Source organism: Synechococcus sp. NB0720_010, from assembly GCF_023078835.1.
Classification (GTDB): Bacteria; Cyanobacteriota; Cyanobacteriia; order PCC-6307; family Cyanobiaceae; genus Vulcanococcus.
Map to the genome: position 1 here is coordinate 937457 of NZ_CP090898.1, position 22129 is coordinate 959585.

At 66.3% G+C, this 22129-nt stretch carries 22 protein-coding genes, 3 tRNA genes and 1 other RNA gene; 16 read left to right on the forward strand and 10 right to left on the reverse strand.

All coding sequences use genetic code 11. The features are described from left to right. Positions 1–21: 21 nt before the first annotated feature. The 3 genes from LY254_RS04980 to LY254_RS04990 all read right to left on the reverse strand — a co-directional run bounded on the left by LY254_RS04980 (position 22) and on the right by LY254_RS04990 (position 1263). Positions 22–825: an RNA methyltransferase gene (locus LY254_RS04980; protein ID WP_247479313.1), complete on the reverse strand. Its 804-nt coding sequence runs from the start codon at positions 823–825 to the stop codon at positions 22–24. Continuing rightward, a complete protein-coding gene (locus tag LY254_RS04985; protein ID WP_010318105.1) occupies positions 825–1073 on the reverse strand; it encodes a hypothetical protein in 249 nt (82 codons plus the stop codon). Before LY254_RS04985 ends, LY254_RS04980 begins: the two co-directional genes overlap by 1 nt. A gap of 106 nt (positions 1074–1179) precedes the next feature. Next, positions 1180–1263, reverse strand: a tRNA-Leu gene (locus LY254_RS04990). Between the two features lie 186 nt (positions 1264–1449). On the opposite strand from LY254_RS04990, the gene murA reads away from it, so the two are divergent. The 5 genes from murA (at position 1450) to LY254_RS05015 (ending at position 5820) form a co-directional block, all read left to right on the forward strand. Further along, positions 1450–2745 carry a UDP-N-acetylglucosamine 1-carboxyvinyltransferase gene (gene murA, locus LY254_RS04995; protein WP_247479314.1) on the forward strand — a complete coding sequence of 432 codons (1296 nt, stop codon included), beginning with the start codon at positions 1450–1452 and terminating at the stop codon, positions 2743–2745. Positions 2746–2764: 19 nt separating this feature from the next. Then, positions 2765–2846, forward strand: a tRNA-Leu gene (locus LY254_RS05000). Between the two features lie 41 nt (positions 2847–2887). After that, positions 2888–4102, forward strand: a complete 1215-nt coding sequence (locus LY254_RS05005; protein ID WP_247479316.1) for an aspartate aminotransferase family protein — start codon at positions 2888–2890, stop codon at positions 4100–4102. Beyond that, positions 4072–5271, forward strand: coding sequence for a folylpolyglutamate synthase/dihydrofolate synthase family protein (locus tag LY254_RS05010; RefSeq protein ID WP_247479318.1), 1200 nt, complete (start codon positions 4072–4074; stop codon positions 5269–5271). Before LY254_RS05005 ends, LY254_RS05010 begins: the two co-directional genes overlap by 31 nt. A gap of 21 nt (positions 5272–5292) precedes the next feature. Further along, positions 5293–5820, forward strand: a complete 528-nt coding sequence (locus tag LY254_RS05015) for a pentapeptide repeat-containing protein (RefSeq protein WP_247479319.1) — start codon at positions 5293–5295, stop codon at positions 5818–5820. Here the strand turns inward: LY254_RS05015 and LY254_RS05020 are convergent. Genes LY254_RS05020 through LY254_RS05030 form a run of 3 tightly spaced genes read right to left on the reverse strand, consistent with a single transcriptional unit; the run spans position 5817 to position 8928 of the window. Continuing rightward, on the reverse strand, positions 5817–7214 hold the full coding sequence (locus tag LY254_RS05020) for an FAD-binding oxidoreductase (protein ID WP_247479321.1): 1398 nt from the start codon (positions 7212–7214) through the stop codon (positions 5817–5819). The genes LY254_RS05015 and LY254_RS05020 overlap by 4 nt on opposite strands. After that, positions 7214–8491 (reverse strand): amidohydrolase family protein, encoded by a 1278-nt coding sequence (locus LY254_RS05025; protein WP_247479323.1) that lies wholly within the window; start codon positions 8489–8491, stop codon positions 7214–7216. Before LY254_RS05025 ends, LY254_RS05020 begins: the two co-directional genes overlap by 1 nt. Positions 8492–8502: 11 nt before the next feature. After that, the gene (locus tag LY254_RS05030; protein ID WP_247479325.1) at positions 8503–8928 is read right to left on the reverse strand and encodes a DUF4359 domain-containing protein; all 426 of its coding nucleotides are present in this window, start codon (positions 8926–8928) and stop codon (positions 8503–8505) included. 40 nt (positions 8929–8968) lie between these two features. On the opposite strand from LY254_RS05030, the gene LY254_RS05035 reads away from it, so the two are divergent. Next, a tRNA-His gene (locus LY254_RS05035) sits at positions 8969–9041 on the forward strand. Between the two features lie 45 nt (positions 9042–9086). On the opposite strand, the gene LY254_RS05040 is transcribed toward LY254_RS05035, so the two are convergent. Both LY254_RS05040 and LY254_RS05045 read right to left on the reverse strand, forming a co-directional pair. Then, entirely contained in the window at positions 9087–10169 is a 1083-nt protein-coding gene (locus tag LY254_RS05040; RefSeq protein ID WP_247479327.1) for a DUF1611 domain-containing protein, read from the reverse strand. Next, positions 10169–11224, reverse strand: a complete 1056-nt coding sequence (locus tag LY254_RS05045; protein WP_247479330.1) for a dipeptide epimerase — start codon at positions 11222–11224, stop codon at positions 10169–10171. The genes LY254_RS05040 and LY254_RS05045 overlap by 1 nt, the downstream gene beginning before the upstream one ends. Positions 11225–11294: 70 nt before the next feature. On the opposite strand from LY254_RS05045, the gene miaB reads away from it, so the two are divergent. From miaB to ftsZ, 5 genes are all read left to right on the forward strand, one after another. Then, the gene (miaB, locus tag LY254_RS05050) at positions 11295–12680 is read left to right on the forward strand and encodes a tRNA (N6-isopentenyl adenosine(37)-C2)-methylthiotransferase MiaB (protein WP_247479332.1); all 1386 of its coding nucleotides are present in this window, start codon (positions 11295–11297) and stop codon (positions 12678–12680) included. A gap of 53 nt (positions 12681–12733) precedes the next feature. Continuing rightward, positions 12734–13828 carry a D-alanine--D-alanine ligase family protein gene (locus LY254_RS05055; RefSeq protein WP_247479334.1) on the forward strand — a complete coding sequence of 365 codons (1095 nt, stop codon included), beginning with the start codon at positions 12734–12736 and terminating at the stop codon, positions 13826–13828. Next, positions 13825–14235: a hypothetical protein gene (locus LY254_RS05060; protein ID WP_010318124.1), complete on the forward strand. Its 411-nt coding sequence runs from the start codon at positions 13825–13827 to the stop codon at positions 14233–14235. Before LY254_RS05055 ends, LY254_RS05060 begins: the two co-directional genes overlap by 4 nt. After that, positions 14232–15068 (forward strand): cell division protein FtsQ/DivIB, encoded by an 837-nt coding sequence (locus tag LY254_RS05065; RefSeq protein ID WP_247479336.1) that lies wholly within the window; start codon positions 14232–14234, stop codon positions 15066–15068. The genes LY254_RS05060 and LY254_RS05065 overlap by 4 nt, the downstream gene beginning before the upstream one ends. Positions 15069–15174: 106 nt before the next feature. Further along, positions 15175–16317: a cell division protein FtsZ gene (gene ftsZ, locus LY254_RS05070; RefSeq protein ID WP_371820516.1), complete on the forward strand. Its 1143-nt coding sequence runs from the start codon at positions 15175–15177 to the stop codon at positions 16315–16317. A 64-nt stretch (positions 16318–16381) separates the two neighbouring features. Here the strand turns inward: ftsZ and ffs are convergent. Continuing rightward, an RNA gene (ffs, locus tag LY254_RS05075) (signal recognition particle sRNA small type) lies at positions 16382–16478 on the reverse strand. A gap of 45 nt (positions 16479–16523) precedes the next feature. Here ffs and panB point away from each other — a divergent pair. Continuing rightward, complete coding sequence (gene panB / locus LY254_RS05080; protein ID WP_247479339.1) at positions 16524–17360, forward strand: 3-methyl-2-oxobutanoate hydroxymethyltransferase; 837 nt, start codon at positions 16524–16526, stop codon at positions 17358–17360. Here panB and LY254_RS05085 read toward each other — a convergent pair. Further along, positions 17263–18387, reverse strand: a complete 1125-nt coding sequence (locus tag LY254_RS05085) for a coproporphyrinogen-III oxidase family protein (protein ID WP_247479760.1) — start codon at positions 18385–18387, stop codon at positions 17263–17265. The two genes, panB and LY254_RS05085, sit on opposite strands and share 98 nt — an antisense overlap. A 145-nt stretch (positions 18388–18532) precedes the next feature. Here LY254_RS05085 and LY254_RS05090 point away from each other — a divergent pair, with 145 nt between their 5' ends. The 4 genes from LY254_RS05090 to ilvC are packed head-to-tail and all read left to right on the forward strand — an operon-like array spanning position 18533 to position 22125. After that, a complete protein-coding gene (locus tag LY254_RS05090) occupies positions 18533–19720 on the forward strand; it encodes a PIN/TRAM domain-containing protein (RefSeq protein ID WP_247479341.1) in 1188 nt (395 codons plus the stop codon). Positions 19721–19752: 32 nt separating this feature from the next. Next, the gene (locus LY254_RS05095; RefSeq protein WP_010318134.1) at positions 19753–20430 is read left to right on the forward strand and encodes an ATP-dependent Clp protease proteolytic subunit; all 678 of its coding nucleotides are present in this window, start codon (positions 19753–19755) and stop codon (positions 20428–20430) included. Positions 20431–20466: 36 nt separating this feature from the next. Then, the gene (locus tag LY254_RS05100; RefSeq protein ID WP_010318135.1) at positions 20467–21069 is read left to right on the forward strand and encodes an ATP-dependent Clp protease proteolytic subunit; all 603 of its coding nucleotides are present in this window, start codon (positions 20467–20469) and stop codon (positions 21067–21069) included. A 60-nt stretch (positions 21070–21129) separates the two neighbouring features. Next, on the forward strand, positions 21130–22125 hold the full coding sequence (gene ilvC, locus LY254_RS05105) for a ketol-acid reductoisomerase (protein ID WP_247479342.1): 996 nt from the start codon (positions 21130–21132) through the stop codon (positions 22123–22125). The last annotated feature ends 4 nt before the right edge of the window (positions 22126–22129 follow it).

Sequence of the window (22129 nt, forward strand, 5' to 3'; positions counted from 1 at the left end):
ATTGGGGGGCATTCTCCCCTGTCAGCCCCCCAATCCCAAGTTGTGTTGCTGCCGCCATCGCTCAAGCAGCAGGGGAGCCGCCGCCACACCGACGTTGAGGGACTCCACGGCCGGGCTGTGGGGAATGGTGACGCGATGGCTGGCCAGGGCCGCGAGCTCGGGATGCAGTCCAGCCCCTTCATTGCCAAGAAGCAGCACCGTCGGGCGGGTCCAATCCAGCTCCCAGTAGGGGATGGCCCGATCTGGATCCACCAACGTGGCCACCAGCTGGTGTCCCGCGGCGGCCGCCTCAGCCAGGCGCGCGACCAGTCCCGTTCGATCGAGATCACGCCAGTGCGGCAAAGCCAGGGCCGCCCCCGCTGAAGCCCGCAGGACCTTCGGCTGGCAGGGGTCAGCGCCGCCCCCGAGCCAAAGATCGTTCACCCCTGCCGCCAGGGCCGTGCGCATCAAGGTGCCAAGGTTACCGGGATCCTGCAGCTGATCCAAAGCCAGCAAAAAGGAGCCGATTCCTTGCGCCTTCGGCAAGGCGTCCCGCTTGAACGTCGCTACCACCCCGTCGGGGGTTTCAGTCGTGGCAACAGCGGCCAGAACGGTTTCCCCGACGGGCTGGAGACGCTCATTCAGGTCCCCCAAAAGGGACCCATGGCGCTCCAGCCAGGCCGGGGTCGCCAGGAGCTGCTCAGGCGCGAGCCCCAACCGCAGCAGCTCCTGGAGCTGGTGGGTGCCCTCAAGCAGAAGCAGGCCCTGTTCGCGGCGTCCCTTGGACTGGTGCAGAGCACGCAACCGGCCAACCAGGGGATTGCGGCGGCTGGTGATCAGCTCCATCAGAAGGTTTCGTGGCGCCTCACGTGCAGGCCGTCGCCCACAACGAGGCTTTTGTCGTCGAGGTCCAGGCCCCGCACCGCTGCCACCTCGCCCTTGAGACCCTCCGCCTGCAGATTTTTGATCAGCTCCTTGATCAGGACGTCTTCAATCGTCTTCTGGTCGAAGGCATCGGGCGTGAGGGCCTCAAGGAAGCGCCCCATCTTCGAGGCCATCACTTCCGGGGCATTGGAGATCTTCAGGACGAGCATCGACTCAAAAACAGAAGGAAGCGCTGAGTGGGCACCGACCCAAAGCTGGCAACAGCCGCCTGGATCAGCAATAAAAAAGCTCCTCCCCGAGGGGAGGAGCCTTCAGTGCGGATGGGGAGACTTGAACTCCCACGACATTGCTGCCACTAGTACCTGAAACTAGCGCGTCTACCAATTCCGCCACATCCGCGAGGTGTGGGGCGTCGCTCGGCGCGACCAGCGAAATGTACCCCATCAAGGGACCCGGCCTGGGGAGGGAAGAGATCGGCCACAAACCAGGCCAGCAATGGCCTCGAGCCAGTTCGAATGCCGGCCGTCTTGCCGGTCTCATTCGTTGTTGTCAGGATAGGGCCCCTCAGGCGGGACGCCTTTAGCCATGACCGCGACTCTCGTCCCGTCTCAACAGATTCTCACCCCGCAACTGGAAATTGCCGGTGGTCGCCGACTCGCAGGCGAGCTCCGTGTCAGTGGAGCCAAGAATTCAGCCCTGGTCTTGATGGCCGCCAGCCTGCTCACCACCGAGCAGCTGCGCCTGCGCAACGTGCCTCCCCTCACCGACATCGGTGGGATGGCCGAGATCTTGGTCTCCCTGGGTGTCGCCACCTCTCACCACGGCGACACCCTTGAAATGGATGGGTCTGGACTGAACCAGTCCGCTCCGCCCTACGAGCTGGTCAACAGCCTGCGGGCCAGCTTCTTCTGCATCGGCCCCCTGCTCGCCCGCACCGGCATCGCTCGAGTGCCTCTGCCCGGCGGCTGCCAGATCGGCACCCGCCCCGTGGTGGAGCACGTCAAAGGACTCAAAGCCCTCGGCGCCCAGGTCACGATTGAGCACGGTGTTGTCTCCGCCGTCGTCCCGGGCCGCAGCCACCGCCTCACCGGCGGACGAATTCACCTGGACTGCCCAAGCGTTGGTGCCACCGAGACCTTGATGATGGCCGCAGCCCTGGCCGAGGGCGAGACCGTCATTGAAAACGCCGCCCTCGAACCCGAGGTGGTGGACCTCGCGGGACTCCTCCTGGCCATGGGCGCCAAGGTGCGCGGCGCCGGCACCCCCACGATCACCATCGTTGGCGTCGAGCGTCTGCACGGCGCCGACTACGCCGTGATCCCGGATCGCATCGAAGCCGGAACCTTCCTTCTGGCTGCCGCCATCACCCGCTCCTGCCTCACCGTGGCACCGGTCATCACCGATCACCTGGGTGCCGTACTGACCAAGCTCGAAGAGGTGGGCTGCAAATTGGAGATTGATGGCACCAACGTGACCATCAGTGCTGACGACATTCAGGGGGTGGACCTGCGCACCCAGCCCTTCCCGGGTTTCCCCACGGACCTGCAGGCACCGTTCATGAGCCTCTTAGCCACCGCCAACGGCAACAGCGTCGTCACGGAAAACATCTTCGAGAACCGGCTGCAGCACGTCGCCGAGCTCCAGCGCATGGGAGCCGCGATTCGCACCCAAGGCAACACCGCTTTCATCGAAGGGGTCCCTCGGCTCAGCGGAGCACCGGTGCAGGGCTCCGACCTGCGGGCCTCCGCCGCGATGGTCCTCGCCGGCCTGGCCGCTGAGGGCATCACTTCCGTCCAAGGCCTGGAGTACCTCGACCGCGGCTATGCCGATTTCGAGGGCAAGCTGAACGCGGTTGGCGCCTCGATCCGCCGACTCGGCTGACCCCTAAAGTCACCTACGCGGGAGCGTGCCGGAATTGGTAGACGGACTCGACTCAAAATCGAGCGCCTTCGGGCATGTGGGTTCAAGTCCCACCGCTCCTATTTCTCCCCCACCGACCACATCGCCGTCTGAGACGGCGGTGATGAACACCTACGGCCGTTTCCCCCTGGAGCTCGTCCGGGGACGCGGCGTGTGGGTCTGGGACAAGCAGGGCCGCCGCTACCTCGATGCGGTCGCCGGCATCGCCGTCTGCACCCTCGGTCACAGCAGCCGCGTGATGCGCAAGGCCCTGGAGCGCCAGCTGCGCAAACTGCAGCACGTCTCCAACCTGTATCGGATCCCCGAGCAGGAGCAACTGGCGGGCTGGATTCGAGACAACAGCTGCGCAGAGAGCGTCTTTTTCTGCAATTCCGGCGCCGAAGCCAACGAAGCGGCCATCAAGCTCGCCCGCAAGCACGGCCATCAGGTGCGGGGCATCGACACCAGCCACGAGCGGGGCCCGCTGATCCTCACGGCCCACGCCAGCTTCCACGGCCGCACCCTGGCGGCGGTCACCGCGACCGGTCAACCGAAGTACCACCAGGGCTTTGAGCCCATGGTCCAGGGCTTCCGCTACTTCCCCTACAACGACATCTCCGCCTTTGAGGCGCTGCTGCATCGCTGCGAAGCCGCAGGCCCCCGCGTCGCTGCGGTCCTGCTGGAGCCCCTTCAGGGTGAAGGGGGCGTGAACCCCGGAGATGTGGCCTTCTTCCAGCGGGTTCGTGATCTCTGCGATCAGTACAAAATCCTGCTGATCTTTGATGAGGTCCAGGTGGGTGTGGGGCGTACGGGCCGCCTCTGGGGCTACCAAAAACTGGGGGTTGAACCGGATGCCTTCACCCTGGCCAAGGGCCTCGGTGGTGGCTTCCCCATCGGCGCCCTCTGCGTCAAAGCCTCAGCAGATCAGCTCAAACCAGGCGAGCACGCCAGCACCTTCGGCGGTAACCCCATGGCCTGCCGCGCCGGCCTGACGGTGGCCTCCGAACTGCAGCGCCGAAACCTGCCGGCCCATGCCGAGCAGATGGGTGCGTTGCTGCAGAACCTCCTGTTGGAGCTGGTCGAACGCCATCCCCAACTGGTCAAGGGCGTGCGCGGCTGGGGACTGCTGCAGGGCCTGGTCCTGCAGGCAGGCGGTCCCAAGGCGATTGACGTCGTCAAGGCCGCGATGGACCAGGGTCTGCTGCTGGTTCCAGCCGGCACCGATGTGGTGCGTTTTGTTCCCCCCCTGACGATCCAACCGCGGCACCTGCGCTTGGCGGTCAAGCGACTCGAGAAAGCCCTGCTGGCGTGTCCCTCCCCGACCCCTTCAGCGAGCTGATTGCTCCCTTCAGCCGCCGGGGTGTGGACCTCGGGCTGAACCGCATTCAGGCGGCTCTCGCTGAACTCGGCCATCCCGAAGGGCGCTTCAAAGCCGTTCAGGTGGCCGGGACCAATGGCAAGGGGTCCATCGCCACGATGATCGAGCGGATCGTCAGCGCCGCTGGGACGCGCTGCGGGCTCTACACCTCCCCCCACCTGCTGAGTTGGTGTGAGCGCATCCGCCTGCCCGAGGGCCCCATCGGCGAAGAGGCTCTCAAAACGCTGCTGCAACGGCTGCAACCGCTGGCGCTGCGCCATGACCTCACCCCCTTTGAACTGATCACCGTGGCGGCCTTTGTCGCCTTTGCTGAAGCGGAGGTGGAGCTGGCCATCCTCGAGGTGGGGCTCGGGGGGCGACTCGATGCGACCACAGTCCACCCCCAGCGGGACGTTCTGGCCTTCGCATCCATCGGCCTGGATCACGTCGAACACCTCGGCCCCACCCTCGAGGCGATCGCCCAGGAGAAGGCGGCGGTCATGGCGCCTTCGGCCATCGCCGTCAGCGGCCCCCAGGCCCCAGAGGTCCAGGCCGTGCTGCAGGCGCAGGCCGAGGCACGCGCCTGCGAACTGCGCTGGAGAGAACCTGTCGCCAGCGCAGCCAATGGGGGACCGCGCTTGGGGCTCAGTGGCGCGCTGCAACGCAGCAATGCCGCCGTGGCGATCGCCGCCGCGGAGGCCCTCAGGGAGAAGGGGTTCGAGGTCACAGATGAGGCCATCCGCCGCGGCCTGCTGCAGGCCCGCTGGCCCGGCCGACTGGAGCAGCGCCAGTTCCGCGGCCAGCCACTGCTGATCGATGGCGCCCACAACCCGCCTGCCGCGGCCGCCCTACGCCGGGAACTCCAACCCGGTCAGCGGCGCTGGTTGATCGGGATGCAACGGCACAAGGACGCACCCGATCTGCTGCGCCATTTACTGGAGCCCGGTGATCTGGTCCGGGTCGTGACCCTGCCGGAGCACAGCAGCTGGAGTGCCGCTGAACTGCGTCAGGACGTCCCTGGCATCGAAGAGGGGTCCAGCGACCTGAGCGAGAACCTGGAGTGGCTGGTGCAATCAGAGCGCCTGCCGGTCGCCTGCGGCTCCCTGTATTTGGTGGCGGCCCTCCTGCCGCTGCTTGACCCGACAGACTGAAGTCCCGGCCCCACCACCGCCATGACCTTCACCCGTCTCTTTAGCTGGCTGTGGGCCGTGGTGATCCTGCTGGGAGCCCCAGGCCTGACCCAGGCCCTCGACACCTCAGCCGGAGTGGGCCTCCAGGATCGAGCCCTGTTCCAGGACACCGTCGACTACACGCTCACCAACCAGAGCGGCAAGGACTTCTCCGGCCAGCAACTGGCCAACACCTCCTTCGCCGGCGCCGTGGGTAAGGCCGCCAACTTCAGCGGCGCCGATCTCCATGGCGCGATCTTGACCCAAGGGGCCTTCCCCAACGCCAACTTCAACGGCGCCGACCTCTCGGATGTGCTGCTGGATCGCACCGACATGAGCGGCACGGACCTGCGCAATGCCGTCCTGGTTGGGGTCATCGCCTCCGGCAGCACCTTCACGGGTGCACAGGTGGAGAACGCCGACTTCACCGACGCCCTGCTCGATCGCGCCGATCAGCGCAACTTCTGCATCAGCGCCTCAGGCACCAACCCGACAACGGGCGCCAACACCCGCGCCAGCCTGGGCTGCTAGGTCCAGCCGCGCAACTTGCCCGGGTTCATCAACCCAGCTGGGTCATAGGCCCGCTTGGCATCCACCTGATCCGCATCCACCACCCCGAGGCCTCCGTCCTCCACGCTGATGACGTGGGGGTTGAACAGCAGGCAGCCCAGATCACGGGCCTGGTCGATCAGCTCCTGCAGGGCTTGCGCTCCCCGCCAACGCACCAGGGGCAGACAGGCGAAACGCTGACGACCCTGGCTGCGAACCGCCTCCAGGTGCCACAGCAGATCCTCGCCCCAGCGCTCCCGCAGGGCCTCCAGTGCGGGCGCCTCCGGCTGCGGCAAGAGCAACTGCAGATAGGTCCAACCTGAATCCTGACTGCGTACATGCAGGGTCGTGTGGTTCCAGGTGAGCTCCCGCAAGGGAACGCCGCGGCTCTGCCCTTGGGGAGCGCTCCAACTCAGCCGTCCCCCCAACTCCTTGATCCACGACTCCAGGACGGCCGTGGCATCCGGTGCCGCCAGGAGCAACAGGCGATGGGCGCCGCCACTGCCGTCCGGACAGCCCTGGGGCCAGGGCAAGCGTGCGGCCACGGCGGCCTCCAGCACACACAGCGCTTTGAGTTCCAAGGCCGAGCCAGAGAGCTGCTGGGCCGCCGCCAGGGCCGTAGACCAATTCTCAAAATCGAGCACCCACTGCTGCCAGACCACCGCCGGCGCCGACGCCATGGTCAAGGCCGTGAAGATTCCATTGGTGCCATAGGCGTGGTTCAGGGGACGGGCGGCGCTCGCCTCGAGCTGCAGCAGCCGTGGCTGCGCCTCGAGCGTCACCATCTCCACCCCAAGCAGGTGGCCGGGATCCCGCAAAAACCCCCAGCGCAGCGAGCCAATCCCGCCGGATCCCCCCGCCACATAGCCGCCGAGACTGGCGGTACGCACGGTGCTCGGCAGCAGCCGTTGCTCCCGTCCATGGGCGAGCAACTGGCGATCCAGCTCCGCCAAGACAATCCCGGGTTCCGCCGTAAACACCCCGGAACTGGCATCCACGTGCCGCAGGCGGTTCAGGCCGCTGGTCTCCAGCAGCAGGCCACCGGCCAGGGGAATGCACTGGCCATAGTTCCCGGTCGCCGCACCCCGCACCGTCAGGCTGACGCCATGGCGACTGCAGGCTGCGGCCACCTGGAGCACCTCCTCGGGGGCCTGCACCCGCACCCCGATCTGAGCGCGCAGGCCACAGAGCAGCGGTTGCAGCACCGGCGAATAGACGAACCCATCGGCCGCCAGGCTCTCCAGCTCACCGGCACTGCGCATCAGCGGCAATCCAGCCGCCCGCAGATCCGAAGCCAAGGCCTCCAGCTGAGCGGCGCTGGCGGGATCGGGGAGCCCCTGGGGCAGGGAGCCTGGGAGATCGGGGGTGCTCTGCATCAGCCCAAATTGGCAAGCCGAGGATCGGGATGGGCCTGATCCGGCGGCGGCAGCCAACGGCCCTGCCGCAGGACCCGACGCTGGGGGGAATGGGCCAGAAGTTCCGACCAACTCCCGGAACTGGTCAACAGCAGATCCGCGGGTCCACCCACCCGCAGCACCCCGTCCCAATCCAGGCCGAGCAGGCGGGCGGGGGTCGTCGTGAACGGCATCAGTCCCTGACGTTCCCAAGGGGGGGTGTGGGTGGCGCGGAAGCTCAGCCGCAGCAAATCCAATGGATCAAAGTCGCCACCCGGGTACCAGGGGTCCTGGACGTTGTCGGCCCCCAGGGCCACCGCGACCCCCTCCTGCTGCAACAGCCGCAGGGGGGCCAGGGGACGGAAGCCGGAACTCACGCTCTGCTCGCGCCCCAACAACCAGAAATTGGTGGTGGGCAAGGCCACAACCGCCACCCCCAGGCGCTGCAACCGCCGGGCCAAGGGCCGGGCCTGGGCTGCACTCAAGAGCCCCATGCTGCTGGCATGACTGCAGGTGATCGGCACCCCAGGGTGGAAGCGCTCGAGCCTCTGCACCAGCAGTTGCACTCCGGCGGCGGGGGCCTCGGAGGACTCATCGATGTGCAGATCAATGCCACACCCCAACCTGCCGGCCAAGCGCAGCAGCTGATCCAGTTCCGCCCCATCGCGGCCACTGCTGGGGAAGGGAGGTCCCAAGACCCCACCCAGGAGACCGCCCGCAGCCGCCACCCGCTTGGCTAACGCCAAGCCCTCACTGGAGCCCCAGTGGGCCAGGGGAGCCAAGGCCACCAGCTGCAACTGGACCCGCTCCTGCCAGCGCTGCTGCAACTGCAGGAGCGCATCCCAGCTGGGGCGCGAACAGGGGCCACCGCTGTCGATATGGCTGCGCAGGCCCCGCAGGCCATAGCGCCAGGCTTGATCGAGGGCCCGCTCACCCCGCTCCAGCACCTGCTGGGCACTGCGCTCTTGTCCCTCTACAAGGTTCAGCTCCAGGGCCGCCTGCATCCGGCCGCTGTAGTTAGGAAAGCCTGGCCAGCTGAAGGCCTTGTCGAGATGGACATGGGGATCCACCAAGGGGGTCAGCGCCAACGGCAACCCGCTCTGCCGGCAGGGTTGGATCGAGCGGAGCTGAGTGCCCTGCCACGCCAACTCAACCGGGAGCAATCCCTGGGCATCGCCGCAGGGCAAGTCCCTGCGCTCGGGATCAAGCAGGGCCCGCGGCACCAAACACTGCAGCCGCTGCTCGAGGCCTGACTCCATCTCCAAGGCGATCAACGCTGCGCCAAACCCTGCGCCGCTTGTTCTGAACTCTGAATCACCAGGAGCTGACCCGCGCCAGCCAGGGTCACGGCCCGGTAGCGGGGGATCGTGAGGCCGGGCAACAGGGTCTGACCGCCCAGTTCAGTGGTGTAGACGCTGAACAGACCAGCGTTGTAGCGGCGGCTGGAGGCGGCCGCCAACTGACCCAGCACCGTGCGCTGACTGGCCACAAGCTGGGGGCAGTCCTGAATCACCAAACGTGCCAGGAGCGGTAGGGATCCAGGGGCGCAGAGCTCCCTGGAGGCGGCCCGCACCAACTGATCGCCGGCAAAGGCCTCGAAGTCCTCTGTCCCGGGGTTGGTCACGGCCAACGCCAGGAGGCCGACACCGGCTGCCGCCACCCAAGTCCAGCGACCATCACCCGTGGAGGCAGTCATCGATCGAGAGCCGTTGCATTGGTAAGATCGGGGCGCCCTGGCGGGCGTAGCCAAGTGGTTAAGGCACCGGGTTGTGGTCCCGGCATTCGGGGGTTCAAGTCCCCTCGCTCGCCCCTTCCAGAATCCCCTGATTCTCTCTGAGGATCAGGGGATTCGCCCTATTTGGAGCAAATCGCAGCCTCCAGCAAGGCTGCCAACAAAGACGAGGCTCCATGGCGAACGGGATCCCAGACGGGAAGACCCGTCTGCGCCTGCAAAGCCGAGCGTTCCTGCTCGGCCTGCTCCTCCGTCAGCAGGGCGGTGTTGAGGCAGATCGCCCGCACCTTGGGACGCGCGCCATCGGGGCGCGCCAGGGCGGCCAGGGCCTCGTTGGCCGCAATCACCTCAGGCACTGGCGGTATCGCCACCAAAGCCGCCCCCGGCCGCGTGCGCACATGGGTCTGCCCCGCCCGGTGCACCAGCAACAGGGCCGTCGGCTGACTGCCCCGAATCAAGGGCAAAGTGGCCGTCGAGCCGGGATGACAGAGGGAGCCCTGCCCCTCCACCAGCACCAAGGTCTCGGCCGTGGCTCCCTCGGCCGCCTTCAGCACCGCCGTTTCCACCGCGCCGGCGGCGTAGTCGACGCGCACCGCATCCAAGGCCACGCCCTGGCCACTGATCAAAATCCCCGCCTGACCGGTGCCGACAAAGCGCACGTCCTGGCCCTGCTGCTGGCCGCAGCGCTGCAACTCCAAGCAGGCGCTCATCTTGCCCACGGCCATGTCGGAGCCGACCGCCAGCACCCGCCGGCCCGGCAGGGCGGCGCACCGGGCGGTGGCCACCTCTAAATCCGCCGGCTCATGGCGTAGATCCCAGATCCACTGGCCTGCCGCCAGGGGAATCGCCGCGAACTCAGGGTCATCCGCAAGGCGGCTGTGCAAACCACTGGCGAGGCTCAATCCCGCCCGCAGGGCCTGCACCACATCAGCCCGCATCTCCATCGGTAGGCGGCCGCCGGAAGGCGCCAGGCCCACCACCGCCACCTCGGGTCCATAGGGCAGCGCCGCCTCCAGATTCGCCAGCACCGGGACGGGGCGCTGAATCCCGGTCACTGCTTCGAGGGACTCACCCGCGTGGGCCGGGTCCACCACTGCCACGATCGGGCCAGAGCGGTAGCGCAGCATCGCCAGGCCGGTCTTGCCCGAGAGGTTGTCCAGCCCGCCGTGCTGCAGCAGCACCACCGGACGCTCAGCAGAAAGCATCAGCCCACCTCCTGGACACCCAGGCCGGGCAGGGCCGCCGGAAGCAGCCGGTCCCCGTGGCGCTCGGGCCCCGAGAAGGGGTCATCCACCAAGTTGAGGTGGCTATCGAGATCCGGCCAATGCACCAGGGGCAGCAGCTGGGCTGCACCGCTGTTGAGCAATCCGCCATCGGAGTAGCAACCGAGCATCACCTTCAACCCCAAGCGATGGGCCGTGCGGGCCATCAGCCATCCCTCGCTGAGGCCGCCGCACTTCACCAGCTTGATATTGATGCCATCGACATGGGGGGCCAGACGCAGGAGATCACCCAGATCCCAACAGCTCTCGTCGGCCACCAGTGGAATGGGCGCCAGGCCATGCAGCGCGGCAAAACCCGCCCGGTCGGCTTCTAGATCGAGGAGAGGCGGCAAGGGTTGCTCCACCAGCACCACGCCTTGATCGGCCAACCAGGGAATCATCTGGCGAGCGCCATCCAGCGTCCAACCGCCATTGGCATCGATCTGCAGTTCATCGCCTGGGCGCAGGGCCGAGCGCACCCCTGCCACCAACTGACGGTCATGGTCCAGGCCATCGGGGGATCCCAACTTCAACTTCACCCGCGTGGCGGGCAGCTGCTGCCGCCAACGCTCCAGCCGCGCCAACACGGACTCCAAGGCGCCCAATCCCAGGGTGACGCTGGTAGCGACGCAGGCCGCTGGATCCAGCCCCCAAAGCCGATGCAACGGTTGCCCCAGCCGCTGCCCCCACCAGTCGTGCAGGGCCAAATCCAAGCCGCAGCGGGCCGGGGGGCTGAGGTCCTTGAAAAGGTGCTCCAGGGCCTGCAAGGGCTGGGGCTCCAGGGACTCCAACTGGGGGGCCAGGGCCTCGAGTTCCGCGGCAACCGCGCCGGTCTCGTAGTGCCGGTGGCCTGTATCAAAGCCGCCGGTCTCGCCCCGGCCCGAGATGCCGCCATGCTCCAGTTCCAGCAGCAGGTGCTCGACAGCGGCGGTCGTGCCGCGGCTGATGGCCAAGGGCACCGCTTTGCTGAGGCGAAAACGGCTCAGACGGAGGCGCATCGAAGGACAGCTGCCCCTTCAAGCTGGCACGGATCGCACCCCCGCGCCGCCCATACCGGAAACTGGTGGCATGACGGCGACACAACTGAGCGCTCCCCAGTCCACGACGGGACGCGGCAGCTACTGGATCACCACCTTCGGCTGCCAAATGAACAAGGCGGATTCCGAGCGCATGGCCGGGATCCTCGAATCGATGGGCTACAGCGAAGCCACAGCTGAACTCGAGGCCGATCTGGTCCTCTACAACACCTGCACGATCCGCGATAACGCCGAGCAGAAGGTCTACAGCTACTTGGGCCGCCAAGCCCAGCGCAAACGCATCAACCCCAAGCTGACCCTAGTGGTGGCCGGCTGCGTTGCCCAACAGGAGGGGGAATCGCTGCTACGCCGGGTGCCGGAACTGGACTTGGTGATGGGGCCGCAGCACGCCAATCGCCTCGATGTCCTGCTCAGCCAGGTGGAGCAGGGCCAACAGGTGGTGGCCACCGAGGAGCACCACATCCTTGAAGACATCACCACCGCCCGCCGCGACAGCAGCATCTGCGGCTGGGTGAATGTGATCTACGGCTGCAACGAGCGCTGCACCTACTGCGTCGTGCCCTCGGTGCGCGGCAAAGAGCAGTCGCGCCTGCCCGAGGCCATCAAGCTTGAGATGGAGGGTCTGGCCGCACAGGGCTTTAAAGAGATCACCCTGCTCGGGCAAAACATCGATGCCTATGGCCGCGATCTGCCTGGGATCACGCCTGAGGGGCGCCGTCAGCACACCCTCACGGATCTGCTGCAGTTCGTCCACGACGTCGAGGGCATCGAGCGGATTCGCTTCGCCACCAGCCATCCCCGTTATTTCACCGAGCGCCTGATCGACGCCTGCGCAGATCTCCCCAAGGTCTGTGAGCACTTCCACGTCCCCTTCCAAAGCGGAGACGACGACGTGCTCAAGGCCATGGCCCGGGGCTACACGATTGATCGCTACCGCCGGATCATCGACCGCATCCGCGATCGCATGCCCGACGCCTCGATCAGCGCCGATGTGATCGTGGCCTTCCCCGGTGAGACCGATGCGCAGTACCGGCGCACCCTCGATCTGATCGACGAGATCGGCTTTGACCAGGTCAACACCGCCGCCTACTCGCCCCGCCCCAACACCCCGGCGGCCGACTGGCCCAACCAGTTGAGCGAAGAGGTGAAAGTGCAACGGCTGCAGGAGATCAACGCGCTGGTGGAGCGCAAGGCCAAGGAGCGCAGCGCGCGCTACGCCGGCCGCACCGAACAGGTCCTCGTTGAGGGGGTGAATCCCAAACAGGCGGACCAGGTGATGGGGCGAACCCGCACGAACCGCCTGACCTTCTTCCCCGCCGCCCGCGCCTCTGGAGGCCAGTGGCAAGCCGGCGATCTGGTGGAGGTTCGTATCGAGGAGGTCCGGGCGTTCTCCCTCAGCGGAATCGCCCTGTCCTGACGCTGGCTAAGGGCGGAATCACTGATACGTTTGGCCCCTGATCTGACGCCCCTATGAGCTCCGAAACCATCAATTTGGGTTTGGTGTTTGGGGGTGTCTCGGGCGAGCACGCCGTCTCGATTCGCTCGGCCAACACCGTCGCCGCTGCCCTGCGCTCCGGAGCCAACGCCCAGCGCTATCGGCTCGACTGTTTCTATATCGACCAATGGGGCCATTGGTGGCCGCCTACGGTGGCCGATGCCGTGCTGGCCAAGGGCACACCCGCCGAACGCAGCGAACTGCCCGCAGCACCCCTGCGGCCTGGTTTTCAAGGGTTCCCAGAAGGGGCCCTGGACGTTGAACTTTGGGTGCCTGTGCTGCATGGCCCCAACGGAGAAGACGGGACGATCCAAGGGCTCTTCAGCCTGATGCAGGTGCCCTTTGTGGGCTCAGGAGTCCTGGGCTCGGCCGTCGGCATGGACAAACAGGCGATGAAGGCCGCCTTTGCTGCGGCGGGACTGCCCCAGGTGCCCTACGCCTGCGTCGATGCCCAGGAGCTCGAGGAGCAACCGGAGGCGCTGGTTCAGCAGCTGGAAGCGCAGCTCGGTTATCCCTGCTTCATCAAGCCCGCCAACCTGGGCTCATCCGTTGGCATCAGCAAAGCGAGCAACCGCGCTGAGCTGATGCAAGGCCTTGCCCTGGCGGCCCAGCACGATCCGCGCATGGTGGTGGAGCAGGGCATCCAAGCCCGGGAACTGGAGTGCGCGGTCCTTGGGGGGCAGCAGATGCGCGCCTCCGTGCTCGGCGAGATCTGTTTTGACGCCGACTGGTACGACTACGACACGAAATACAGCGACGGCAAAAGCCACACGGTGATTCCTGCGGAGGTGCCCGAGGCCCTCAGCGAGCGGGCCCGAACGATGGCCATCGCCGCCTGCCGTGCGGTCGGCGCCTCCGGATTGGCCCGGGTGGACTTCTTCTATGAGCAGGCCAGTGGCGCCCTTTGGCTGAACGAAATCAACACCCTGCCGGGCTTCACCAGCCAGAGCATGTACCCGATGCTCTGGGCCAAAACAGGGTTACCGCTTGAGGAGTTGGTGCACGAATTGGTGCAACTGGCGCAAGAATCGGCGCAGCCCAGCCACTCCAGGAGGACCGAAGCGGCATGAGTCACGGTCTGATCTGGTTGCCTCTGTTGGTGATCTTTCCGTTGATCACCGCCCTCGGTTGGCTGGAGCGCCGCCGCCAAAATTTGTTTCGGGCCTGGGCTGAGGGTGCCGAGCTCTCCAAGCTGGACGACGGTGGCGGCGCTCGCTTGATTGACGGGACCATCGCCTGGTGCGTCTTCGAGTCGGGAAAGCTCAACGAGAAGGGCAGCTTTGAGGTCAAGGGACTCGATCAGGTCGATCTCTTGGCCTTGGGTTCCGGGGAAGCGCCCCTGACCGAGGAAGCGCAGGGTGCCTGCCGACTGCGGCTGATGGGCGGTGGCCAGCAAGCGGATGTGCCCTTTGCCGATGCTGAGCGCGCACGCCGCTGGCGGGATCAGCTGATGTCCCGCTCCCGCTGCGAGTTGTGAGCGCAGCCTCCTCGCGCTCGGGCCAAGCCCTCGAGCGCAGACGCCAGCTCCGGCAGGAACGGCGGCAAGAGCGTTTGAAGCAGATCTGGCGCGTGACCGTGCTGGCCGGCAGTGCCGGGGCCCTGGGCTGGGGTCTCTTGCAACAGGGCTGGGTGGTGCGGGATCCAGACCAAATCGAAGTCCTTGGCAGCCGGCAGGTCAGTCGAGCCCAGGTGATCCGTGAGGGGGACCTTCAACTCCCTTTGCAACTGCTGACCTTGCAGCCCAAGCGATTGGCCCAACGCCTCTCGGCGGGCCTGCCTGTCGAGCAGGTCCAGGTCAACCGCCTGATGCTCCCCCCTCGGCTCCAGATCTCTCTGGTGGATCGAGAGGCCGTTGCCCAGGCCCAACGCCGAACCCGCAAGGGCTTTGAGATGGGCTACGTCGATCGCCTGGGGAACTGGATGACCCGCCGTCAGCAATCCGCTGGCGCCCCGGCGGCCGCACCCACGGTGATGGTGCTGGGCTGGCAGGAGCGTCTCCGTCCTTCACTCTCGCGGGTCCTGGCCGAGCGGGATGCCCTGGGCAGTCCGCTGCTGCAGGTGCGCTTTGAACCCAATGGCAGCCTCTGGCTCCGCACCGCGGCCCTGGGGGACATTCACCTCGGGCCCACCGATGACAAGTTGGCCAAGCGCCTAGATGTCCTGCGCCACCTCTCCTCAGAGCTCCCCGGTCAAATCAACAATCTGAAGCTGAAGTCCATTGACCTCAGCGATCCGGATCAACCCGAACTGGGCCTACCGGCCAAACCGGTACCGAAGGCGGACAAAACACCCCCGCCCGCAGCGGACTGAAGCTCCGGGGCAAAAACCCGTAAACGGTGACAGGGCATTGCGCTAAAGCCCTTTGCCGGCAAAGGTATGTCGATCTAGGCCTGTGATTGGCAGGAACAACGACATAATGCAGCGAAGCACCAACGGCACTGCACCGGCTATGGAGATCGCACCCGAGGGCCTGAGTGCCGTCACCAGCAATGGTTCTGCGGGGATCGTGCCTAGTCAGTCCGCTCGCATCGAGGTGATCGGCGTCGGCGGCGGCGGCAGCAATGCCGTTGGTCGCATGATCCTCTCGGATCTCGAGGGCGTTGGATACCGCGTACTCAATACAGATGCCCAAGCCCTGCTGCAGTCGGCAGCTAAACAGCGCGTTCAGCTCGGCCAAAAGCTGACCCGCGGCCTGGGTGCAGGCGGCAACCCGGCCATCGGCCAAAAAGCGGCTGAAGAATCCCGCACCGATCTGGCGCAGACCCTCCAGGGTGCCGACCTGGTCTTCATCGCCGCTGGCATGGGCGGTGGCACAGGAACCGGTGCCGCTCCGGTTGTGGCCGAAGTCGCCAAGGAATGCGGCGCCCTGACCGTGGGCATCGTCACCAAGCCCTTCGGCTTTGAAGGTCGCCGCCGCATGCGTCAGGCCGAAGAGGGCATCGCCCGCCTGTCCGAGCATGTGGACACCCTGATCGTGATTCCTAACGACCGGCTGCGGGAAGCCATTGCTGGTGCACCCCTGCAGGATGCCTTCCGCGCCGCCGATGACGTCCTGCGGATGGGCGTGAAGGGCATCACCGACATCATCACCAAGCCCGGCCTGGTGAACGTTGACTTCGCCGATGTGCGCTCGGTCATGAACGACGCCGGCACCGCACTGCTGGGTCTGGGCGTCGGCTCCGGCCGTTCCCGCGCCAGCGAAGCCGCCCAGGCCGCCATCAACAGCCCGCTGTTGGAGTCCGCACGGATCGACGGCGCCAAGGGCTGCGTCATCAACATCAGCGGTGGCAAGGACATGACCCTTGAGGACATGACCACCGCCTCTGAGGTGATCTACGACGTGGTCGACCCCGAGGCCAACATCATTGTTGGTGCCGTGGTGGACGAGAAGCTGGAAGGCGAGATCCACGTCACGGTGATCGCCACGGGCTTCGAAGGCGGCGGCGCCTATCGCCCCGAGCGGCCCTTGAACAGCTTTGTGGCCGGCGACAATGGCGAAGGCGACCTGCCCGGTGCAGCCATCCCCTCCTTCCTGCTCAACCGCCAGAACAACAACTGAGTTCTGGAACGAGAACCAGCAAAAAGGGGCCCCAGGGGCCCCTTTTTTATTGCGGTTGAAATGGGGTGACCCGGAGTCCACGCCTGCCAAGAGCATCCCGTGTGGCTGCTCCCTTCCGGTCCTGACCAGATTTGGGCGTCCGGGCCGCATGGGTCCGAGTCCGTCGGATGCTAGCAATGAGCCCCCGTCCATGAGGTGATCGCCGGGTGCGACCTGCTGATCTACTCACCTGCAAGCAGGAGGGCCGGCCCATCGCCGTGCTCACAGCCTGGGATGCCCTCTCAGCGGCCCTCGTGGAAGAGGCCGGGGCGGACGCCATCTTGGTGGGCGACTCTCTGGCGATGGTGGTCCTCGGCCATGCCACCACCCTCCCGGTGACCCTGGAGGAGATGGTGATGCACACCCGGGCCGTGGGCCGCGGGCTGCAGCGCCCCGCCAACCAGCAACCGCTGATCATCACGGATCTGCCCTTCCTCAGTTACCAGTGCGGCCTCGATCAGGCCGTGGCCGCAGCAGGACAGGTGCTGAAGAACAGCCCCGCTGCCGCCGTCAAACTCGAGGGCGGGGAACCGGAAACCCTGGCCGTTGTCGATCGGCTCGTGCGCTCCGGCATCCCTGTGATGGGACACCTGGGGCTCACCCCCCAGTCGGTCCATCGCCTGGGCTACCGGCGCCAGGCCCAGGACCCCATTAGCCAAGAGCGCCTGAAGCGCTCAGCCCGCGACCTCCAGGCCGCCGGCTGCTTCGCGCTGGTGCTCGAACATGTGCCCGCCGAGTTAGCCGGCGCCCTCAGCCAAGAGCTCCAGATCCCCGTCATTGGCATTGGCGCCGGAGAACAGTGCGACGGGCAGGTGCGGGTGACCGCCGACCTCCTGGGGCTCACCGCCAAACAACCACCGTTCTGCCCGCCCCTGCTCCAGGGCCGCGAGCTCTGTGTGGACGCCCTCAGGGGCTGGGTGGGGGGCCTTCAGCCTGCTCCTCCCACCAGTCCAACCACTCCCGCAGCACCGCATTACTCAGAGCCAAGCCCTCTGGATCACTGAGCCGCCAACGCTGGCCTTCCCGGCGGAGCAGACCACGCTCCAGATAGGGCTGCCAGCGCTGCATCAGTCCCGCCGGATCGAGCCCTGCCAGAAGCGGCGTGAGCAGGACACCCTCACGCCGGCGCAAACCGACCATCACCCGCTCATCGTTGGGCATGGGCTGGGGAGGCCCAAGCTCGCCAGGGTCCTGTTGCAGCCAGGCGGCGTAGCCCTCACGGGTGCGGGGGCGCGGCTGCCGCACCCCCCAGGGGGCAGCCGTCGCCCCCATGCCGAAGCCCCACCAGCCCGCACCGCTCCAGTAGACGCGGTTGTGGCGGGAGGCATGGCCCGGCAGGGCGTAGTTCGAGATCTCGTAGTGGCCAAAGCCAGCCGCCGCCAAGGTGCCGGCGGTCAGCTCCATCAAATCGGCAGAGAGGTCCTCCTCAGGCAGCTGCAATTCACCGCTGGACTCCAGCCGCTCAAACACCGTGCCGGGCTCCACGATCAAGTCGTAGACCGAGAGGTGGGGGGGCTCCAGCGCGAGGGCCTGCTCCAGCTGCGCCCGCCAGTGCTCGGCCGTCGCCCCCGGCAGGCTCTGGATGAGATCCAGGCTCCAACTGCTCAGTTCCCCCTGGACGCATGCCTGCTGAAGCCAGGCAGCTGCCTCAAGGAGATCCCTGCGGCGGTGCCTGCGCCCCAGACGTCCCAGAACGGCGTTATCAAAACTCTGACCGCCCAGGCTGACCCGATTGACCCCCGCCCTGAGATAGCCCTGCAGGCGCGTCTGATCAAAGCTGGCGGGGTCCAGCTCCAGGCTGATCTCCGCCCCCGACGCGAAGCCATAGCGCCTCTTCAAGCTCCGCAGCACAGCCTGCAGCTGCTCGGCCGTCAGCATTGAGGGGGTACCGCCCCCGACATAAATGGTGGAAAGCGGCGGTCCAGCCGGCGAAGCCTCAATCTCCCCGCAGAGCAGCTCCAGATAGGCCTCGATCGAGCGACTGCCGGACTGCCCGGGCGCCCCACCGGCTCGATCCCCCAGGGGCACCACCGGGAAGTCGCAATAGAAGCAACGGCGATGGCAAAACGGTATGTGCAGGTAGGCGCTGCGCGGGAGAGGCCGGTTACCTCCCTGGGCCAAACCCGCCGCAATAGGGCATGCTGCTTCCGAGCGACTGGCAGCCACAGCACCCGCCATGGTGGACACCCTCATCCTGGTGCTGTTCGTGATCTCCGGAGCCGCCGCGGGCTGGCTCGGGGTGGATCTACTGCCAGAGCAACAGTTAATCCGCATCCAGAACCTGGAGCAGCTGAGCTGGATCCTGGGGGGTGGCGGCGCCTTAGCGGGCCTCTTCGCGGGCTTTGTCTTCCAGCGCCTACGGCGCCGGCTGATGGAGCAGGTGCGCACCATGCCCACCGATCTGCTGGTGAGCCGGGCCGTGGGTCTGATCCTGGGCCTGCTGGTGGCCAACCTGCTGATCTCCCCCATCCTGTTCCTCTCCCTGCCTTGGGAGCTGGTGCTGGTGAAGCCGCTGGCGGCCATTGCGGCCAACGTCTTCTTTGGTGTCTCGGGCTACAACCTCGCCGAGGTCCATGGCCGCACCCTGCTGCGCCTGTTCAACCCCAACAGCACCGAAGCCCTGCTGGTGGCCGATGGGGTGCTGATGCCCGCCAGCGCCAAGATCCTCGACACGAGCGTGATCATCGATGGCCGCATCCGCGGACTGCTTGATTCGGGGCTTTTGGAAGGTCAGGTGATCGTGGCCCAGGCGGTGATTGATGAGCTGCAGGCCCTGGCCGACTCCTCCAACACCGAGAAACGGGGCAAGGGACGCCGCGGCCTCAAGCTGCTGAGCAACCTGAGAGAGCGTTACGGGCGTCGCCTGGTGGTCAACACCACCCGCTACGAGGGCAACGGTGTCGACGACAAGCTGCTGAAGCTGACCGCCGACACCGGCGGCACCCTGCTGACGGCCGACTACAACCTCGCCAAGGTCGGCGAGGTGCAGGAGCTGAAGGTGATGAACCTCAGCGAACTGGTCATCGCCCTTCGCCCTGAGGTGCAGCCGGGCGATGAACTCAGCATCAAGGTCGTCCGCGATGGCAAGGAATCCCACCAGGGGGTGGGCTACCTGGAGGACGGAACGATGGTGGTGGTCGATGGTGGCCACGGCCTCAGCGGCGAGCGCCTCCAGGTCACCGTCACAGGCGCGCTGCAGACCCCGACCGGCCGGATGGTCTTCGCCAAGCGCGATGGCTGGGAGGGAACCGAGAGCGCAGGCCCCACTCCTCCAAAGGGAAGCGGTAGCAATGCACGCAATCGCAGCAAGGCCAGCGGGAAACGCGGCGGCAAAGGCGATCAGGACCCCGCCAACCCCCGCTAGGCTCCGGCTTCATGCCAGCAGTGGATCCGCGGATGTCGGTGTCAGCCCCCTACTACGGCGATTCGGCCGTGATGCGCACCCCACCGCCTGACCTTCCCTCCCTCTTGCTGAAGGAGCGGATCGTCTATCTGGGTTTGCCCCTCTTCAGCGATGACGATGCCAAGCGTCAGATGGGCATCGACGTCACCGAGCTGATCATTGCCCAGCTCCTCTATCTGGAGTTCGACAACCCGGAGAAGCCGATCTTCTTCTACATCAACTCCACCGGCACCAGCTGGTACTCAGGCGATGCCATCGGCTTTGAGACCGAGGCCTTCGCCATCGCCGACACGATCCGCTACGTCAAGCCGCCGGTGCACACCATCTGCATCGGCCAGGCGATGGGCACCGCGGCGATGATCCTGAGCGCCGGCACCAAGGGCCACCGGGCTGCTCTGCCCCACGCTTCGATCGTGCTGCACCAGCCCCGCAGCGGCGCCCGCGGCCAGGCCAGCGACATCCAGATCCGGGCCAAGGAGGTGCTGCACAACAAGCGCACCATGCTCGAGATGCTCGCGGCCAACACCGGCAAGAGCACCGAAGAACTCTCCAAGGCCTCCGATCGGATGACCTACCTGACCGCGGAGCAGGCGGTGGAGTTCGGCCTGATCGATCGGGTCCTGACGAGCCAAAAAGACCTCCCCTCACCCGTGCCAGGCGGCATCGGCTGATTTCTCTTTCCCCGTTCTTCACTCACCCGAAAAGCCATGCCCATCGGTACCCCGAGCGTTCCTTACCGCCTTCCCGGCAGCCAGTACGAGCGTTGGGTCGACATCTACACCCGCCTCGGTGTGGAGCGCATCCTCTTCCTCGGCTCTGAGGTCAACGACGCCATCGCCAACAGCCTGGTGGCGCAAATGCTGTACCTCGACTCCGATGACAACAGCAAGCCCATCTACCTGTACATCAACTCCCCCGGTGGCTCGGTGACCGCGGGCCTGGCGATCTACGACACGATCCAGTACGTCAAGAGTGACGTGGTGACCATCTGCGTGGGCCTGGCGGCCTCCATGGGTGCCTTCCTGCTCGGCGCCGGCACCAAAGGCAAGCGGCTCGCCCTGCCCCACAGCCGGATCATGATTCACCAGCCCCTGGGCGGCACCAGCCAGCGCCAGGCCAGTGACATCGAGATCGAGGCGCGGGAGATCCTGCGCATGAAGGACATGCTCAACAACAGCATGGCGGGCATGACCGGCCAACCGGTCGAGAAGATCGAGAAGGACACCGACCGGGACTACTTCATGAGTGCCGAGGAGGCAATGAACTACGGCCTGATCGACCGCGTGATCGCCCATCCCAACGAAGCCTGAGGGAGCCGGCCGGCGCTTTCGTAAGCTCGATCCTTGCTTAGCGCTGAACCGAAGCCCCTGATGGCCAAGCTGTACTACGACACCGACGCCGATCTCAGCCTGCTGAACGGCAAAACGGTGGCCATCATTGGCTACGGCTCCCAAGGCCACGCCCACGCCCTGAACCTCAAGGACAGCGGCGTGAACGTGGTGGTGGGTCTCTACGAAGGCAGCCGCTCCGCCGAGAAGGCCAAGGCCGATGGCCTGGAAGTGCTGAGCGTCAGCGACGCCTCGGCCAAGGCTGACTGGATCATGGTGCTGCTGCCCGATGAGACCCAGAAGGCCGTCTACGACGCAGAAATCGCCCCCCACCTCAGCGCCGGCAAGGTGCTGAGCTTCGCCCACGGCTTCAACGTCCGCTTCGAGCTGATCAAGCCCCCCGCCGACGTTGACGTCGTGATGATCGCCCCCAAGGGCCCCGGTCACACCGTCCGTTGGGAGTACCAGAACGGTCAGGGCGTCCCCGCTCTGTTCGCCATCCACCAGGATGCCACCGGCAATGCCCGCGGCCTGGCCATGGCCTACGCCAAGGGCGTCGGCGGCACCCGCGCCGGCATCCTGGAGACCAACTTCAAGGAAGAGACCGAGACCGACCTCTTCGGTGAGCAGGCCGTTCTCTGCGGTGGTCTCTCCGAGCTGGTCAAGGCCGGTTTCGAGACCCTCGTGGAAGCCGGTTACCAGCCCGAGCTGGCCTACTTCGAGTGCCTGCACGAGGTCAAGCTGATCGTTGACCTGATGGTCAAGGGCGGCCTGACCGCCATGCGCGACTCCATCTCCAACACCGCCGAGTACGGCGACTACGTCAGCGGCCCTCGCCTGATCACCGCCGAGACCAAGGCCGAGATGAAGCGCATCCTGGGCGACATCCAGGACGGCACCTTCGCCCGCAACTTCGTGGCCGAATGCGAAGCCGGTAAGCCTGAGATGCAGAAGATCCGCGACCGCGACAGCCAGCACCCGATCGAGAACGTGGGCAAAGGCCTGCGCTCGATGTTCTCCTGGCTGAAGTCCGCCTGATTCA